Annotated in this window: 17 protein-coding genes and 1 riboswitch; of the genes, 10 read left to right on the top strand and 7 right to left on the bottom strand. The window is 50.1% G+C overall.

What is annotated here, in order from left to right; all coding sequences use genetic code 11:
- The first annotated feature begins 15 nt into the window (after positions 1-15).
- Positions 16-900: a Ppx/GppA phosphatase family protein gene (locus BMW93_RS09480; RefSeq protein WP_090375096.1), complete on the top strand. Its 885-nt coding sequence runs from the start codon at positions 16-18 to the stop codon at positions 898-900.
- A 40-nt stretch (positions 901-940) separates the two neighbouring features.
- On the opposite strand, the gene BMW93_RS09475 is transcribed toward BMW93_RS09480, so the two are convergent.
- The 7 genes from BMW93_RS09475 to BMW93_RS09450 all read right to left on the bottom strand — a co-directional run bounded on the left by BMW93_RS09475 (position 941) and on the right by BMW93_RS09450 (position 9,230).
- Positions 941-1,309 (bottom strand): SxtJ family membrane protein, encoded by a 369-nt coding sequence (locus BMW93_RS09475; protein WP_090374962.1) that lies wholly within the window; start codon positions 1,307-1,309, stop codon positions 941-943.
- A 99-nt stretch (positions 1,310-1,408) separates the two neighbouring features.
- Positions 1,409-1,558 carry a DUF5989 family protein gene (locus BMW93_RS35395; protein ID WP_015812275.1) on the bottom strand — a complete coding sequence of 50 codons (150 nt, stop codon included), beginning with the start codon at positions 1,556-1,558 and terminating at the stop codon, positions 1,409-1,411.
- 74 nt (positions 1,559-1,632) lie between these two features.
- Entirely contained in the window at positions 1,633-2,754 is a 1,122-nt protein-coding gene (locus BMW93_RS09470; RefSeq protein ID WP_090374961.1) for an SGNH/GDSL hydrolase family protein, read from the bottom strand.
- A gap of 26 nt (positions 2,755-2,780) precedes the next feature.
- Positions 2,781-4,643: a carbamoyltransferase gene (locus BMW93_RS09465; RefSeq protein WP_090374960.1), complete on the bottom strand. Its 1,863-nt coding sequence runs from the start codon at positions 4,641-4,643 to the stop codon at positions 2,781-2,783.
- A gap of 321 nt (positions 4,644-4,964) precedes the next feature.
- Positions 4,965-5,348 carry an acyl-CoA thioesterase gene (locus tag BMW93_RS09460; RefSeq protein ID WP_090374959.1) on the bottom strand — a complete coding sequence of 128 codons (384 nt, stop codon included), beginning with the start codon at positions 5,346-5,348 and terminating at the stop codon, positions 4,965-4,967.
- A gap of 214 nt (positions 5,349-5,562) precedes the next feature.
- Positions 5,563-7,884, bottom strand: coding sequence for a 5-methyltetrahydropteroyltriglutamate--homocysteine S-methyltransferase (gene metE / locus BMW93_RS09455; RefSeq protein ID WP_090374958.1), 2,322 nt, complete (start codon positions 7,882-7,884; stop codon positions 5,563-5,565).
- 220 nt (positions 7,885-8,104) lie between these two features.
- A riboswitch (cobalamin riboswitch) is annotated at positions 8,105-8,328 on the bottom strand.
- 170 nt (positions 8,329-8,498) lie between these two features.
- A complete protein-coding gene (locus tag BMW93_RS09450; protein ID WP_090374957.1) occupies positions 8,499-9,230 on the bottom strand; it encodes a 6-phosphogluconolactonase in 732 nt (243 codons plus the stop codon).
- A gap of 147 nt (positions 9,231-9,377) precedes the next feature.
- On the opposite strand from BMW93_RS09450, the gene fumC reads away from it, so the two are divergent.
- The 9 genes from fumC to BMW93_RS09405 all read left to right on the top strand — a co-directional run bounded on the left by fumC (position 9,378) and on the right by BMW93_RS09405 (position 16,862).
- Entirely contained in the window at positions 9,378-10,778 is a 1,401-nt protein-coding gene (gene fumC / locus BMW93_RS09445) for a class II fumarate hydratase (RefSeq protein ID WP_090374956.1), read from the top strand.
- 75 nt (positions 10,779-10,853) lie between these two features.
- Positions 10,854-11,369, top strand: a complete 516-nt coding sequence (locus BMW93_RS09440; RefSeq protein ID WP_090375095.1) for a hypothetical protein — start codon at positions 10,854-10,856, stop codon at positions 11,367-11,369.
- A gap of 100 nt (positions 11,370-11,469) precedes the next feature.
- Positions 11,470-12,411: a D-2-hydroxyacid dehydrogenase gene (locus BMW93_RS09435; protein WP_090374955.1), complete on the top strand. Its 942-nt coding sequence runs from the start codon at positions 11,470-11,472 to the stop codon at positions 12,409-12,411.
- A gap of 16 nt (positions 12,412-12,427) precedes the next feature.
- Positions 12,428-13,615, top strand: a complete 1,188-nt coding sequence (locus tag BMW93_RS09430) for a galactokinase (protein WP_090374954.1) — start codon at positions 12,428-12,430, stop codon at positions 13,613-13,615.
- 34 nt (positions 13,616-13,649) lie between these two features.
- The gene (locus BMW93_RS09425; protein ID WP_090374953.1) at positions 13,650-14,792 is read left to right on the top strand and encodes an aldose epimerase family protein; all 1,143 of its coding nucleotides are present in this window, start codon (positions 13,650-13,652) and stop codon (positions 14,790-14,792) included.
- Between the two features lie 105 nt (positions 14,793-14,897).
- Complete coding sequence (locus BMW93_RS09420; RefSeq protein WP_090375094.1) at positions 14,898-15,134, top strand: DUF4160 domain-containing protein; 237 nt, start codon at positions 14,898-14,900, stop codon at positions 15,132-15,134.
- Positions 15,091-15,453 carry a DUF2442 domain-containing protein gene (locus tag BMW93_RS09415; RefSeq protein WP_229240306.1) on the top strand — a complete coding sequence of 121 codons (363 nt, stop codon included), beginning with the start codon at positions 15,091-15,093 and terminating at the stop codon, positions 15,451-15,453. The genes BMW93_RS09420 and BMW93_RS09415 overlap by 44 nt, the downstream gene beginning before the upstream one ends.
- Before the next feature lie 23 nt (positions 15,454-15,476).
- Positions 15,477-16,100, top strand: a complete 624-nt coding sequence (locus tag BMW93_RS09410; protein ID WP_090374952.1) for a hypothetical protein — start codon at positions 15,477-15,479, stop codon at positions 16,098-16,100.
- 138 nt (positions 16,101-16,238) lie between these two features.
- Positions 16,239-16,862: a PspC domain-containing protein gene (locus tag BMW93_RS09405; RefSeq protein ID WP_090374951.1), complete on the top strand. Its 624-nt coding sequence runs from the start codon at positions 16,239-16,241 to the stop codon at positions 16,860-16,862.
- Positions 16,863-16,878 lie beyond the last annotated feature (16 nt).

The following is a 16,878-nucleotide window of genomic DNA, read 5'->3' as shown; positions in this document are numbered from 1 at the left end:
CTATTTGTCGAACTTTTGAAATTCGCAGCAATAGATATCGGTTCCAACGGTGCCCGTATGCAGATCTCATCCGTCTTGCATGACGAAGGCATTTCCCGTTTTAAGAAGGTCGAATATGTCCGGTTCCCGCTTCGCCTCGGACACGATGTTTTTACGCAGGGACGCATCAGCCCGCAAAGCGAGGACCGCATGATGAAGCTCATGCTGGCCTACCAACTGCTCATGGAACTCCATGAGGTCGACGACCTTATGGCCTGCTCCACCTCCGCCATGCGGGAAGCCGCAAACGGGCAGGAAGTCCGCGATCATATCGAACAACGAACCGGCATCCATATCCAGATCATCGACGGGCAGAAAGAAGCCGAACTGGTGAATAATGTTGTCGTGCAATCCCTGAGCGACGGCCAATACATCCACATCGACGTAGGCGGCGGCAGTACCGAGCTGAACTTGTACCAGGACAGGCAGAAGATCAAAGCGAAATCGTTCAAACTGGGTTCCGTACGTCTTTTGGAAGGAAAAGAATCTAAAAACTCCTGGTTGAAGATCAAGGAGTGGATTGAGCAGAATGTCGATTACAGCCGGCCGATTCAAGCAGTAGGCACGGGCGGTAACATCAACAAGCTGTTCGACCTTTCGTCTAAACTCACCGAAAGCTCGACCAGCCTCGACGAGATCCAGCGGATGCGCGATTACATCGACCATTTCTCACTCGCCGACCGCATTAACAAATTGCAACTTAACCCCGACCGCGCGGACGTGATCGTACCGGCGGGCGACATATACACATCCGCCATGCGCTGGGCAGGAGCAAACGTCATTCATGTGCCCGATGTGGGCCTGAAAGACGGAATGCTTCAATTGCTCTACGAACGTGCATGCCGCAAAAAAAAGGCCTGAAACCAGGCCTTTTTACATTTTATTATTTCTTTTTTCGGCATTACCAGACCTGCTCAAGGTCCTTCGCCGAATATTTATGGTTCCTTTCCGTGAAGACGCTATCGGTTTCTTCCTTCTTCAAATTCAACGGGTTTTTCTTGCTCAACTTTGCGATTACAGCCACAGGGAACAATACGACGAAGAATACCAGCGACAAAAGGATTTTACCATTAATTGCCCCCAGCACTTCCGCGATCTTGTACCAGCCCTTCACGACCAGGTCACCGAAAACCGGAATCGCCAGACTGAATACGCCGATTACCGCCGCCGCGATCAGGAAATAGGGATATTGTGATTTGAAAATAAAGTATAGCACCACCAGCCCGGTGACGATCACCAACTGCGCTTTGACTTTTTCTGATTCACTCATTTTGATATAGAAATATTGTTGTCGGTAGCTATGCAGCGTGCATGGCTACCGGGCGAAAGTTTCAGATAGGAACTGGATTAATCTGCGTTGTACTGAAAATCAGAACAGGGTGTAAATGAAAGGTGCGACAGCCGAACCACCACCGATCACGATCAGGACACCAATCAGGAGCAGAACGATGATCACAGGAGCAAGCCACCACTTCTTACGCTCCTTCATAAATGCAAATAAATCTGTCAAAAAATCCATGTTTATATAGCGTTTAAAAATTCAAATTTAGAACTTAATTACTTTTTTACCACTTCCGACTCATTAAATCTGAGTTATCGTTTGCCCAGCGCCTGGTAAAGCCTGTCGGCGATCAACTGGTTCAGAGATGCACTTCCGTGACCGTCATTTTTACCCACAACCCGCTCTTTTTCAGGTATTTTAACTACACCATCATTGATACCTACCACCGTTACATTGTTGGCTTTCAAGTAGTCTTCAACCGGTTTGGTATACCCTGCGCTCTTATCGACCTGGAACAGGAACGGAATAAAAACGGCATACATCTGTGCTTTCGTACTGTCGCGGTAAGCGAGCATTCCCGAAAGATCTCTCAAATGCGCATTCAGAACGGTGGTATCGGTGTAAGCCGTTTGAACAAATTTCTCAAAGGTGCTGAAACCGGTGTGCGGCAATTGCCAGTAAATGAAGTTCGGTAAATAAAAACGCTTCACGACGGTCGCTGTCGGGCCTTTTAGATCGGCATACGGCTCGGCACCGGTGAGGGTCAGGCCTTTTTCGCGACCTACTTTCTCGATATCGTTCGGAAAGTATTCGAGAATGATAATATCCGGTTTAACGGGGAAATCTTTCAGGCGTTTCACTTCGTCACGCGTGTCCGCGCCCGACATTCCGAGGTTGTAGATCGTATATTTGTCCGGCCCGAGTTTGCTTTCCAGCATATTCGAAAAACGCTCGTTTACATCTTTCAAACCGTGGCCCGCCGCAAAGGAATCGCCGATTACGAGTACTTTCTTCTTGCCTGGCTCGTTTTGCACCTCCTTATCGTGATACCCCAGCGAATTCACCGGATGCCAGTACTTTTCCCACCAGATCTGCGATGCTTTCGAAAGCACGCCTTCGTGGCTTTGCGGCACGTACATAAATACGATTTCAAGGAAAATCAGCACGACAACCAGTGGCGTAATGATCGTTACAACATTGGCAATGAGCCCCTTGGATTTGCTTTTAACTACACCGTAATAGAAAATACGCAGGATCTCGATGATCAGCAGAAACCAGAATGCAAACTTGGCAAGCCGGACATGCCAGCTATCGCTCTGAGGATATCCCGGGTAATCGAATTTGATGTGAAACTTGTCAGGATAAAACAGGAACACAAACAGCAATCCCAGGAAAAGAATGCGGATAATGCTGGTAACAATTTTAGATGCCATTATATTGAGCGCTCAATGAAAGTGGATTAGTCAAGGACGAATTCTTCCTTCCAGTTATCTTTTTCCAGCCATTCGGGCTGCTGCTTTTTGTCAAAAATATAGTTGCCTACTACCAGGTAATCCATTTCCGTACGCATGAAGCAGCGATAGGCGTCATTAGGCGTATTAACGATGGGCTCCCCGCGTACGTTAAAGCTCGTATTCACGATCACCGCGTAGCCCGTCAATGCCTTGAAGGAATCAATCAGGTCGTAGTAGCGCGGATTGGTTTCCTTGTGTACCGTCTGGATACGCGCCGAATAATCGATGTGCGTGATCGAAGGCAGGTCTGAGCGCTCGAAGTAGAGTTTTTCGCGCAGATCCAGCGAACCGTAATTCGCGGGAACCGGCTTCCTGCGGCTTTCCGCCACCGGGTGAACCAGCAGCATATAAGGTGAGATACCGTCGTAATCGAAGTAATCCTGGCAATCCTCCGCCAGTACCGATGGCGCAAAAGGCCGGAAAGATTCGCGGTATTTGATCTTCAAATTCAGTTTTTTCTGCATTTCGGCATTACGCGGGTCGCCCAAAATACTGCGTCCGCCCAATGCGCGCGGCCCGAATTCCATCCGGCCCTGCACCCAGCCTACTACATTGCCTTCCGATAAGAGCCTTGCTGCTTCCTGGGTCAGGTCTTTGAAATTCTCGTAGTAAGTGTAATGCGCCTTGTATTTCTTGGCGGTCAATGCCACGTCGAGGTCGGAGAAAGTAGGCCCCAGATAAGACCCGCGCATGGCGTCGGCCTTCCAGGTAATGTTTCTTTCCTGACCAAAATAAATATGATATGCCGCCTGGGCCGCACCTAACGCACCGCCTGCGTCGCCCGCCGCGGGTTGGATGAAAATATCTTTGAAAACATTGGCTTTTTGCAGCTTACCGTTTGATACACAGTTCAATGCAACACCGCCAGCCATACACAGGTAATCGGCGCCAGTAAGGCGTTTGGCTTCTTTGGCCATCCTTACTACCGCTTCTTCGGTAATATTCTGGATCGCGAGGCCCAAATTACAATGGATCGCTTCGAGCGCGTCTTCCGGCCTGCGGGTTTTAAACCCGAAAAGTGCCTCCCATTTGTGCTCGTTCACCATTTTCAGCCCGGTAGCATAGTCGAAATATTCCTGGTTGAGCCAAACCGATCCGTCCTCTTTCAGGTCGATGAGTTCTTTCAGGATAATATCTTCATAACGCTTAATGTCCGGTGAAGATGGATCGCCATAGGGCGCGAGGCCCATCAGCTTATATTCTCCCGAATTCACACGGAAACCCAGGAAGTAAGTAAATGCGGAGTAAAGCAACCCAAGCGAATGCGGGAAACGCAGCTCTTTGAGAATGCTGATGTCTTTCCCTTCACCCAGACAGATCGACGCCGTTGCCCATTCGCCCACCCCATCGATCGTCAGGATAGCCGATTTTTCGTACGGAGATGGGTAATATGCACTCGCCGCGTGCGAGAGGTGGTGCTCGGGGAAGAGCATTTTGACTTTTTTCTTCTTATCGTAACCCAACTTTTCCAGCTCTTCGTTGATGAGCCGTTTCAGGAACATTTTTTCCTTGATCCACACCGGCATCGCGGTCAGGAACGACCGAACGCCTTTGGGCGCAAATGCATAGTAGGTTTCTAGTAGTCTTTCAAATTTGAGCAGCGGCTTGTCGTAAAAGACAATTGCATCGAGTTCGTTGATAGATAATCCGCCGTATTCGAGGCAAAAGGCAACTGCGTTGGAGGGGAAACCCGGGTCGTGCTTTTTGCGTGTAAAACGCTCTTCCTGTGCTGCGGCAACAATTTCACCATTATCAATGAGCGCTGCGGCCGAGTCATGATAGAAAGCCGAGATACCTAAAATTTTCATTAAAGCGTGGTTAGAATAATGTGTACAGTTTTGGCATACACCGTTCAAAAGCGTGCAAGATAAGCATTTTGAGCAATGCTGCAACGCGACGAAGCCAGCTAATTCCCGACATAATGCTATTAAACGGTTCGGAATCAGTCAAATAAAAAGCCGCGATAACGAAATGTTAACAGATCCGCTGTACGAACGAATTCTAATTCACTAATTATGAACGACTTCGAATGCCTGCATTTTTCATTACATTATTTAATGCCGTATGATAAATTGTACAATTTCCTCGACAGTTCTTTGTAACCGGATTCAACTTTCGATGACCGGAATTCACAGAATTTTGGTAGGCTTATGGTGCTCATCGAGCGCCACAAATGTAAAAATCCCCGTCACCGCCTTTTCACGGTTTACCTCGTACATTTTCTCTACGAAAATATCGACGCGAACTTTCATACTGGTATTCCCGACGGTCTCGACGCGCCCCACCAGCTCGATGATAGTCCCCGCGGGAATGGGGTGCGTAAAATCGATTCTGTCGGATGATACCGTCACGCAGCGCAGCCTGGAAAACCTTGTAGCGGCAATGAAAGCGACCTCGTCCATCATCGACAGCGCGGTACCGCCGAAAAGCGTATCGTAATGATTGGTATTATTTGGAAAAACAGTTTTAAAAACGCGGGTTTCCGAGGCGGAAATTCTTTCTTCTAATGTCAAAATATAACGGTTTATGGTATCGTAACAGTCGGGTCAGGCATTGTCAAGTGTAGTCAAGTGTAGTCAGGTGTAGTCAGGTATGGTCAGGTATGGTCAAAAGGTCCGGGTCAGCACTGACATTCCTATTATACATAACAATACCTGGCTATCCCTGAAAACACTTTACAACAAATGACCATTCCTGACCACACCTGACCCTAAATGGCCGCGGTCGCTACCCTGCGACCGCGACCGATTCGCGCAGCAAGTTAGCCGCAGAAATCATGTTACGCAAAGCGGCTTCGGTTTCCGGCCACTTTCGGGTCTTCAAGCCGCAGTCGGGGTTAACCCACAAGTTTCGCGCCGGGATTACCTTTAACGCCTTTTCGAGCAGGAGGATCATCTCGTCCACGGTCGGTACCCGCGGCGAGTGGATATCGTACACGCCCGGGCCGATTTCGTTCGGATAATTGAACTGCGCAAATGCATCGAGCAACTCCATCTGCGACCGTGACGTTTCGATCGTGATCACGTCGGCATCCATCGTTGCGATGGAATCGATAATGTCATTGAACTCCGAGTAGCACATATGCGTGTGGATCTGCGTCTGATCGGCCACGCCTGCGGCGCTCAGGCGAAATGCGTCGACGGCCCATTTCAAATAGGATTTCCATGCGTGCTTCCGCAACGGCAGCCCTTCCCGGATAGCGGGCTCATCGATCTGAATCACTTTAATACCCGCTTTTTCCAAATCCACCACTTCATCGCGGATCGCCAGCGCAATCTGGAATGTAGTGTCCTTCCTCGGCTGATCATCGCGCACGAACGACCATTGCAGGATCGTCACGGGGCCCGTCAGCATTCCTTTCACCAGTTTTTCAGAATTAGCCTGCGCAAATGCCGACCATTTCACCGTCATCGGTTCCTCTCGTTCCACATCTCCATAAATGATCGGCGGCTTTACACACCGGCTACCATAGCTCTGCACCCAGCCGTTTTGGGTAAAAACAAACCCCGAGAGCTGCTCGCCGAAATACTCCACCATATCATTCCGCTCAAACTCCCCATGCACCAGTACATCGATACCCAGTTCTTCCTGCCAACGCAACGAATCTACGATCTCTGCCCGAATGCGGGTTTCATATTCTTCCCATGTTAAACTGCCCTTTTTGAACTGCGCACGGAGCTGCCTTACCTCGTCCGTCTGCGGGAATGAACCGATAGTTGTCGAGGGGAACATTGGCAATTTCAGTTTTTCCAGTTGAATGGCCTGCCGGACCGAAAATGCATTCTGTCTTTCGAAATCTCGATCATCCACTTGGCCGACCCTTGCCTTAACAGCCGGTTTATGGATCAATGCGGAGGTGCGGCGGCTATCGATTGCTTCCTGGTTGACCAGGTAATCCGCATCCTCAGCATAATACAGCGTAGCCAGCCTCGCCAAAGTGGCCACTTCCCCCAGTTTCTGCCTGGCAAATGCCAGCCAGTTTTTGATTTCCTGCGTCAGTACCGCTTCATTCTTTTCGAGGTCAAGATCATAAGGGCTATGCAGCAGCGACGACGACGGTGCGACCCAAACCCGCTCTTCGCCCAGCACATTTACCGCCGCCACGATCCATTCCAGCGACTTGCGGTAGTCATTTTTCCAGATATTCCTGCCGTCGACAACGCCCAGCGAAAGTTTTTTAGCAGAAGCAACAAACGCTTCATCGGCCAGGATTTGCGGAAATGTCTCCGCGCCGCGCGTCAGGTCGATATGCAATGCGTCAACCGGCAAAGCGGTGGCAATGGCAAGGTTATCTTCCAACGGCCCGAAATAGGTGGTTACCAGAATGCGCAGCTTCGGCAACGCTTCCCTGATCTGGCTATATGCACTCAAAAACGCCAGTTTCTCTTTTTCATTTAAATCCAGCACCAACCCAGGCTCGTCAAGCTGTACCCATTCGGCACCTCTTGCGGAAAGTTCTTTTAATATGGATATATAAACAGGCAGAAGACTATCTATCAAGTCGATCCTGTCAAACCCTTCTTCCTTTTCTTTACCCAAAAGCAAATAGGTAACCGGCCCCAGCAATACCGGTTTAGTGACAATACCTTTTTGCAATGCATCTTCAAATTCCAGCAACACCTTCTCCGAATACCGCTTGAACTTCTGGTCTTTCACAAACTCAGGAACGAGGTAATGGTAGTTCGTATCAAACCATTTGGTCATTTCCATCGCGTTGATATCCAGCCCGTTCTTCTGGTAACCGCGGGCCATTGCGAAATAGAGATCGAGCTCCTTGTTCGATTTGCCATCGAGCAACTGGTGGTAACGCTCCGGAATGGCGCCTGTCATCAGCGACGTGTCGAGCACATGATCGTAAAGCGAAAAATCATTGGAGGGAACTAGGGTAATGCCTGCATTCTGCTGGGTTTCCCAGTTCTGGTGGCGGATTTTGCGGGCAATCTTCTGCAATGCATCGCGGTCGATCGTACCCGCCCAGAATTGCTCGTTGGCCTTTTTGAGCTCACGAAGGCTTCCCACACGCGGGTAGCCGAGGTTGTGTGACAACATAATTTTTTGTGTTTAAAGAGTTAATAAAAACCCTGTGAAAACACCCTCCCATCCCTGCGAACGTCTCTTTCGGACGCTGGCCGGTACTTCATCCCATCGCAGCAACACGCGGCTACCCTGCGAAACGAACCCATACAGTTTCCCCGAACCTGCCGGGAAGCTGTGGCACTGCAATAAAATGTGGTAAATCAATACTTGACTGCTCCCCACCCGTGAGGGAAAAGCCATTGAGGATGATGGCAAGTCTCCTGGCTCGTATCATTTTTACCGCCCTTCTCGCCGCGCCGGGGCGCTGCAATGGGACGCGAGGGTAAAAATTGGCCCTGAATGCTCAGAGCGGATACTTACAGTAGCACGACTGCCCGTGAATTGCACACGGTTCCTTTTTGTTTTGCTCGATTTTGGCTGAGGGCACCAAACGCAAAAACCACCAACCCGATTGACGGGCGTTCACAAAGAACTGCGTCAAATTTAGGCGGGAAGGGCATTCGGTGGGAAATGAAGCCGCGAATTCAGTGAAGCAGGAAGGAATTAGTGGCTCAGTAGGATAAAATATCTGTTTTCTGCTTGAAATAATAGCCTAAAAAGTGAATTTGTAAAACGCATTTTTTGATCTACGAAATCAACTCACCAGCATCCGCATCCAGTATAAACTCCGCATTCAAATGATTCTGCAAAACCGTCGCCGGGAAATCCTTCGAAACAGGAAATGCAAGCGCTCGCTGGATTACGGGGGCTTTGGATGCACCTGATGCGAGCAAAATAGCGGAGCGGGCTTCGAGAATGTGCCGGATACCGACGGTAATGCCGCGTGTAAGTGTGGTAGGTTGTTTGAAATACTTTTGACCTACTTCTACTGTAATCGTATCGAGCTCGGAAATGTGGGCGTAAGTATCCCAGGATGTGCCCGGCTCATTGAGGGCGAGGTGACCGTTCATGCCCACACCTAATATGATGAGATCCAGCCCGCCGAGGCTTTCCACGATTTTGTTGACGCGGTCGCATTCGGCCTGAGGATCGAATGCTTTGCCGTCGAAAAAGACGATCTGATCCGGGCGGAGGCCAATCGGTTTGAGGAAATCGCGGTCGAGAAGGTCGCGGCAGCTGCCGTCGTCGCCGGCGCCGAGGCCTATCCATTCGTCGAGGCCGATGAAAACGCATTTGGAGAAATCGACGCGGCCGTTCTGGTTGGCGGTTACCAATGCGTCGAACATGCCTTTCGGGCTGCTACCCGACGGGAAGCAGATCACCGACCCGGGTTTGTGGTTCATCAGGTCGATCACGCGCTCGGCGGCGGCGGAACTCATGAGCGCGTAGTCGGGATAAATACTGATTTTAGGTGTCATGAAAAGCGGTGTTTAGGATACAGGTCGGTCAATCTAAACATTCTTTTTTCAGACATGAACATTTATCCACAAAAAACTCCAGAAACTGCAAACCCGATCCTAACTTTACCGCACATTGTTCAATTACATTATCATTCTGCTTCAAAAATGGAATACCGTATAGAAAAAGACACGATGGGCGAGGTGCAGGTGCCTGCGCATGTATACTGGGGCGCCCAAACGCAACGCTCGATCCAGAACTTTCCTATCGCACAGGATATCAATAAAATGCCGAAGGAAATCATCAAGGCCTTCGCATACCTTAAAAAAGCGGCTGCCATCACCAACTTCGAAGCCGGCATTCTTCCACAGGAAAAAAGTGACCTCATCGGTAAAGTTTGCGACGAGATCCTCACTGATCAGCTCGACGACCAGTTTCCATTAGTAGTGTGGCAAACCGGTTCGGGAACACAGTCGAACATGAACTGCAACGAGGTGATCGCCTACCGCGGGCACGTGCTGCAAGGTGGCGAGCTGGCGGATAAAACCAAGGTTTTGCACCCGAACGACGATGTGAACAAATCGCAGTCATCGAACGACACCTACCCTACCGCGATGCACATTGCGGCCTACAAAATCCTGGTGGACGTGACCATTCCGGGTATTGCAAAACTGCGCGACACGCTGAAAGCAAAATCCGAAGCATTTAAAAATGTCGTTAAAATCGGCCGTACGCACTTCATGGACGCTACGCCGCTGACCTTAGGCCAGGAGTTTTCAGGTTACGTTTCGCAGCTGGATCATGGTTTGAGAGCCATTCACAACACATTGGCACACCTTTCGGAACTCGCATTGGGCGGTACCGCCGTGGGAACAGGTATTAACACGCCGGCGGGATATTCCGAAAATGTAGCGCGCCACATAGCCGCATTGACCGGCCTGCCATTTATTACGGCCGAAAACAAATTCGAAGCATTAGCCGCACACGACGCGATCGTGGAGGCGCACGGCGCATTGAAAACCGTTGCGGTAAGCCTGATGAAGATCGGTAATGACATCCGCATGCTGTCGTCGGGCCCGCGCTCGGGTATCGGCGAAATCCATATCCCTGACAATGAGCCGGGAAGCTCTATCATGCCAGGTAAGGTGAACCCTACCCAATGCGAAGCCATGACCATGGTAGCGGCACAGGTAATGGGTAACGACGTAGCGATCGGCATCGGCGGTTCCAACGGCCATTTCGAGCTGAACGTTTTCAAACCGTTGATGGCTTACAACTTCCTGCATTCGGCCCGTTTGATCGGCGATGTGTGCGTGTCGTTCAACGATAACTGCGCGGTGGGTATCGAGCCTTTGCATGAGAATATCAAGAAGCACGTGAACAACTCGTTGATGCTGGTGACCGCATTGAATACCAAAATCGGTTACTATAAAGCTGCCGAAATCGCGCAGACTGCTCATAAAAACGGCTCTACACTGAAAGAGACTGCAGTTGCGCTGGGTTACCTGACGCCGGAAGAGTTTGACGCATGGGTTAAACCGGAAGACATGGTGGGTGAGATTAAATAATTGATCTGACTTACATTAATGTCTGCGAATGCCCTGCCGAAACGTGGGGCATTTGCATTTAGACCGCTCAATATCATGAATATCAAGGAAGAATTGCTCGCCGATCCCTACCAGTCGAAGCGGAAAGCTACGGAAGTGGCGATGTACGCCTGCACCTCGGAGGACGCATTCAGGCAGCTGATGCATTGCTTCGAATCCGATGAAGTCCGTCTCGCGCAACGCTCCGCATACAGCGTGAGCATAGCCACGCGCGAGCACCCGGAGCTGATCCGCCCGTACATAGGCGTGCTGGTGAGCCAATTGAAACGGACAGATATTCATGATGCAGTGATCCGTAACAGCGCACGCATTTTGCAGGAAATCAGCATTCCCGACGAGTTCCACGGTGAGTTGATGGACGCAGCATTTAGCATTATCGCCAACCGCCAGCTAGCCATTGCTATCCGCACATTTTGCCTGACTATTCTATTTAACCTTTCTAAAATTTACCCGGAAATCCAGAAAGAGCTGCGGGTATTTTTGGAAGAATCGGTTGAATATGAGCAGGCCGCATTTCAGTCGAGGGCCCGGAAAATCCTGAAAAAGATTTGAAACCGTCCCGACTGTCGAGGATAAGGCCCCATTTCACCATCTGATAAGCAGATATTACAGGTAAATCATTTTACCTTGCTTCTTTAAACAAAAACAATAGATGATCATATACTGCCACGCCTTACTCGACGGCTCGCTCAATGCCAAACTGAGCGAAGCGCTTACCCCGCAGCACCAGATCCACTTCCGCACCGAGGCGGCCAGTAATGAAGAGCTTAAATCCTGGTTTGCCAGCGCCGACTACATCCTCGGCAACCCGCCGGTAGCCTGGTTTGAAAACATCCCCGCCAATCTGAAATTCTGGCAACTTGACTCCGCCGGGTTTGATCAATACGCCTCCGTGGCGATTCCCGAGCACATCAAAACGGCCAATATGGGCGACTGGTTTGCGCGCCCGTGCGCCGAGTCGATCGTGGGTGGCGTACTCGCATTATATCGCGGGATCGATCGCTTGACGCTTTTGAAGCAGAAAAACGAGTGGATCGGAACGCCGCTGCGCGCCGAATTGAAGATTTTGTACAAACAGAATGTAATCGTACTGGGCGCCGGAACGATCGGACAATCGGTGAATGCGATCTTGAAAGGACTGGGCTGTACTACGCATTTAATGGCGCGTACCTCCCAGGAGGCCGATCTCCGCAGTAAAGAAGATCTTTTCAATGAACTGCCGTACGCCGATCTGGTGATCAATACGCTACCGGGGACTGCCCAGCATTTTGTGAATGCGGAATTTATCTCGGCCATGAAAGACGGGAGCGTTTACGCCAGCGTGGGACGGGGCAGCACTACCGATGAAAATGCATTGATCGACGCGTTGAAATCCGGGAAACTGGACGGTGCCGTCCTCGACGTGACCGAGCTTGAACCACTGCCCGCCGACAGCCCGCTTTGGCAAATGGACAATGTGGTTCTCACCCAACACACCGGTGGCGGGCACAAAAATGAGCACATGGGCAAAGTAGATTTATTTCTGAACAATATTTTGGCAATAGAAAACGGCGCGGCCATCGCCAATGAAGTGAACCTTGTAAAAGGCTATTAAACCGACCGAAACTGAAATGTTACTCACAGAAACCGATATCGCAGAGGGTATCCAGGATAAGTATTTTTTGAAATTTGGGACTGCCACCCGCGAAACCGTGCGCGTGTTCCGCTCACCGGGCCGCATTAACCTCATCGGCGAGCATACCGACTACAACAATGGCTTCGTACTGCCCGCCGCCGTGGATAAGGCCGTGTATTTCGTCATCGCTCCGCGGGAAGATGACCAGGTGATCCTCTACGCCGCGGACCTCGATCAGACCTATTCGTTTTCACTGGACGATCTTTCCAAACCGGAAAAGTCGTGGCCGCATTACCAGCTTGGTATTGTAGAGCAAATCCAGAAGAAGGGATTGAAAATCGGTGGTTTTCAGGCGGCATTTGGCGGTAATGTACCGGTAGGCGCCGGACTTTCGTCGTCGGCGGCACTGGAATGCTGTCTGTTGTTTGCACTGAACGAAATTTACGGGCTGAACCTCGACCGTTTCAGCATTGTAAAAATGTCACAGAAGGCCGAAAATGAGTATGTAGGCGTTCAATGCGGCATTATGGACCAGTTCGCTTCGGCATTTGGCAAGGAAGAATCGGTGATCCGTCTCGATTGCCGCTCGCTGGAATACGAGTACTTTCCGTTCCCGATGAACGACTACCTGATCGTGCTTTGTGATACACTCGTGAAACATTCGCTCGCGAGCTCGGAATACAACACCCGCCGGCAGGAGTGTGAAAAAGCGACCGCCATTTTGCAACAATACGACCCGAAAGTGCTGAGCCTCCGCGACGCTACACCTGCATTGGTGGAAGCGCATAAGGAAGAAATGGGCGATGTGGTGTACCGCAGGGCCAAGTTTATGACCGAAGAAATCCAGCGCGTGCAGGATGCCTGCGACCTGCTTGTGCAGGGTAACCTCCCAGATTTTGGTAAAAAAATGTATGCTACCCATTTCGGACTGCAAAATGAATATGAAGTGAGCTGCCCGGAACTTGACTTCCTTGTTGCCCAGACATTAGACGACGATTCGGTACTCGGCGCGCGCATGATGGGCGGCGGTTTCGGAGGTTGCACGATCAATCTGGTTAAAAAGGAGGCTGTGGAGGCTTTTGAAGCCAAAATGAAGCAGGCTTATCTTGAAAAATACAAAATCGACTTGCCTTGCTACCGGGTGAAAATCACCGACGGTACCGAGGAAGTTGCGCTCGCATAATCTGACCATTTACACAAACTCTTAACCTTTGACTATGAGAAGAATCCCTTTTTTACTCACCGCGCTGGTTGGCCTGGCCATTTTCAGCTGCTCAAAAACCAAGAATGAAGAAAAAATGATCAGTACTATCTCCAAAGAGGCTTTCGGCCAGCTCCCCGACGGCCAGCAGGCTGACCTTTACACACTGACCAACGCCAACGGCATGACCGTCAACATTACCAACTACGGCGGGATCATCACCAAACTTACCGCACCGGACAAAGACGGCCAATGGGCGGATGTAGTGCTGGGCTTCGACTCGTTGGCTCCCTATTTGAGCGGCCACCCGTTCTTTGGTGCGCTGGTAGGTCGTTACGGCAACCGTATTGCGAAAGGAAAATTCAAACTGAATGGACAGGAGTACTCGCTCGCGATCAATAATGGCCCGAATGCATTGCATGGCGGTACAAAAGGTTTCGATAAAGTAATTTGGAAAGCGACCGAAATCAAGCAGGATTCGGTGGTAGGGCTGCAACTGGAATACACCAGTAAGGACATGGAAGAAGGTTATCCGGGCAATCTGACCGTGAAAGTGGTTTACACGCTCGATAATGAAAACGCATTGACGATCGACTACACCGCGACTACCGACAAGCCAACCGTCGTGAACCTGACCAACCACTCGTACTTCAACCTTACCGGCCTGAAACGCGACATTCTCGACCACGAAGTGACCATTGAATCGGATAGCATCGTCCCTGTGGATACGACATTGATCCCGACGGGCAAACTCCGCGCCGTGGAAGGAACGCCATTCGATTTCCGCAAAGCCACCAAAGTAGGTGCCGGAATTGATAAAACCGATGACGAGCAGATCAAAGCCGGCGGCGGCTACGACCATTGCTGGGTGTTGAAACGCAGCGGCGACGGTCTGGTACAGTTTGCAACCGTGAAAGATCCCGAAAGCGGCCGCGTCATGGAAGTATTCACCACGGAACCGGGCGTTCAGTTCTACACCGGTAACTTCCTCGACGGCAAACTGACCGGCAAAGGCGCTACCTATTCCAAACGTTTCGGCCTATGCCTCGAAACCGAGCATTATCCCGATTCACCGAACCAACCTCAGTTCCCGACCACAACATTGAACCCGGGCGAGACTTATAAGACTACTACGAAGTATAAGTTTTCGGCGAAGTAAGTAGCAGACTCAACATTCCTCATTACGACCTTGGCGAAGAACAGGCCGCGTAAGCGCCCCGTCTTCGCCTTTGTTCATTTCTGCCACTTTTTAGCTAATTTTGATATGCCAACGGTATTATACATTAATGGTTTCCGCTTCTTCTTCTGGATGAATGAGCACGAACCGGTTCATATTCACGTTGAAAAAGGCAAATGTAATGCGAGAGTTGTCTTGGTTCCGGATATTGAAGTTTCCTATAACCATGGTTTCAAGAAAAATGAAATGAGAGCCATTTTGGATATAATCGTCTGCAACTATGAAAAAATCATTCAAGCCTGGCATCACGCCTTCAATAAGTAAACAGCTTCAAACTCTTCTTAGCGAGGCTGGCGACGATGACGTAATTGACATTGCGGATGATATGGATCGTATGATACTGGATAGCGGATTACAGATCCGCCACTTTGGTTTCGCGAGAGATCTAGATCTGGCACTTTTCATCCTAAACGATAAGAGAGTAATTACCAGACCATTATCCTCTTTCCCATTTTTGGAAAAAGCTGAGGATTGGGATCTGGACCAATATACCATATCTCAATCGGGCATTCATTGGACAATTCTTGACGCAGACATAAGTCTTCGGGGCTTACTACAAGAAGAGGAAGTTTTAACTAAATAATTGACATACATAGTACCATTTCAATGCTTACTAAAACCGTAAAAATCAGCAATGTTACCAACCTCTCCGACGCGCGTTACTGTGCGGGAATGGGCGTTGAAATGCTTGGTTTTTCTATTGACGAAGATTCTCCCAATTATATTTCTCCCAAAAAATTCGAGGATATCTGTTCCTGGCTGGCCGGTGTGACGCTCGTTGCTGAGACGGCCAAATCCGATCCGGATGCCATTTTGAGTGCATTGGCCGACTATCCCGTGCATGCCGTACAGGTGAATGACCCCGGCTTGCTTAATTATCTCCGCTCCGAGCTTGCATTACCGTTGCTGCTACGCGTCAGTGTCGACCTCTATGATTCCGGCGAAATTGTGCCGATCCTGAGCCGTTATGAAGGTGAGGTGACACATTTCCTGCTGGAAAGCGACGACGAAGCAGAGCTATCCGAATCCTGGATGCAGGTTTTAGGCACCGTCGAAGCAGATTATCCTATACTCGTCGGCTTCGGGCTCGACAATGAATTTACGGTAAGCGCCCTTACCGAGCTACTGCCAGGCATCGGTATCGCATTGCGTGGGAGCGAAGAAATCCGTCCCGGTTATAAGGATTTTGGCTCGATGATGGACATCCTGGAAGCGCTCGAAGAGCAATAACGCCGCTTTTCGCCCATTTAAATCACATTCTCACTAAAAATATCCGCTTAACACGCCCTTTCGCCGATAATAATTTTCCGGTTTACAGTATCTTGCATTACCTACTACCTTTGATTACAAATAAACACTAAACTAATCATGGAAAAGAAATTGCATCGTATACCTGACCAGGCAGTTTTCGGGGGAGTTTGTGCGGGAGTCGCTCAGTATCTGCAAATTGACGTAGTGATCGTCCGCGTGATCTTCGTCGTAATGGCGCTGCCGATATTGCCTCCCGGCTTTGGGATGACCGGATTACTCTACATTATCCTGTGGGCAGTACTGCCGACCGGCCCTGCCGGCGAGGTTTACACCACCCACAATGTGTTCGGCTCCGAACCTTCCAAACCGTCCGACCCGGTCTCCGACAAAAAGCGGTCCGATCAGACAATGATGATCCTGGGTGGCGTGCTGATCTTTTTCGGTGGATTAATGCTGGTGGACGATCTGCCCTTCTGGTGGTCGTTTAAAAAATACTTCTGGCCCGTCGTCTTAATCGCCGTGGGTGCGTTCCTGATCCTGCGCCAGCGTGACAAGGAGGCCGAAAATAAATCGACCGTGTATCCTACGACGCCCCCGCCGGTCGAGCCGGTAGACCCGGGCCCCGATCCGCAGCCCTACACGCCTTTTTCGCCCAGCTCTTCGCCGGAGACACATTTTCCCGAAGATCCCGAATCGAAAAAGCCTGATCAGAATGACGACGACGTCATTAAAGTCAATTAACCTTCCTGAATCGTAC

It is taken from the genome of Dyadobacter sp. SG02 (genome assembly GCF_900109045.1).
Lineage (GTDB): Bacteria > Bacteroidota > Bacteroidia > Cytophagales > Spirosomataceae > Dyadobacter.
This window is presented reverse-complemented; position numbering and strand designations above follow the sequence as displayed.

Bases quoted from the DNA above. Each gene is read 5' to 3' on its own strand.
- BMW93_RS09465 (WP_090374960.1), bottom strand. From the start codon at position 4,643: ATGAAAATTTTAGGTATCTCGGCTTTCTATCATGACTCGGCCGCAGCG.
- BMW93_RS09440 (WP_090375095.1), top strand. From the start codon at position 10,854: ATGAATATCAAGGAAGAATTGCTCGCCGATCCCTACCAGTCGAAGCGG.
- BMW93_RS09415 (WP_229240306.1), top strand. From the start codon at position 15,091: ATGAAAAAATCATTCAAGCCTGGCATCACGCCTTCAATAAGTAAACAG.
- BMW93_RS09410 (WP_090374952.1), top strand. From the start codon at position 15,477: ATGCTTACTAAAACCGTAAAAATCAGCAATGTTACCAACCTCTCCGAC.
- BMW93_RS09425 (WP_090374953.1), top strand. From the start codon at position 13,650: ATGAGAAGAATCCCTTTTTTACTCACCGCGCTGGTTGGCCTGGCCATT.
- BMW93_RS35395 (WP_015812275.1), bottom strand. From the start codon at position 1,558: ATGGATTTTTTGACAGATTTATTTGCATTTATGAAGGAGCGTAAGAAG.
- BMW93_RS09475 (WP_090374962.1), bottom strand. From the start codon at position 1,309: ATGAGTGAATCAGAAAAAGTCAAAGCGCAGTTGGTGATCGTCACCGGG.
- BMW93_RS09450 (WP_090374957.1), bottom strand. From the start codon at position 9,230: ATGACACCTAAAATCAGTATTTATCCCGACTACGCGCTCATGAGTTCC.
- metE (WP_090374958.1), bottom strand. From the start codon at position 7,884: ATGTTGTCACACAACCTCGGCTACCCGCGTGTGGGAAGCCTTCGTGAG.
- BMW93_RS09420 (WP_090375094.1), top strand. From the start codon at position 14,898: ATGCCAACGGTATTATACATTAATGGTTTCCGCTTCTTCTTCTGGATG.
- fumC (WP_090374956.1), top strand. From the start codon at position 9,378: ATGGAATACCGTATAGAAAAAGACACGATGGGCGAGGTGCAGGTGCCT.
- BMW93_RS09470 (WP_090374961.1), bottom strand. From the start codon at position 2,754: ATGGCATCTAAAATTGTTACCAGCATTATCCGCATTCTTTTCCTGGGA.
- BMW93_RS09430 (WP_090374954.1), top strand. From the start codon at position 12,428: ATGTTACTCACAGAAACCGATATCGCAGAGGGTATCCAGGATAAGTAT.
- BMW93_RS09405 (WP_090374951.1), top strand. From the start codon at position 16,239: ATGGAAAAGAAATTGCATCGTATACCTGACCAGGCAGTTTTCGGGGGA.
- BMW93_RS09435 (WP_090374955.1), top strand. From the start codon at position 11,470: ATGATCATATACTGCCACGCCTTACTCGACGGCTCGCTCAATGCCAAA.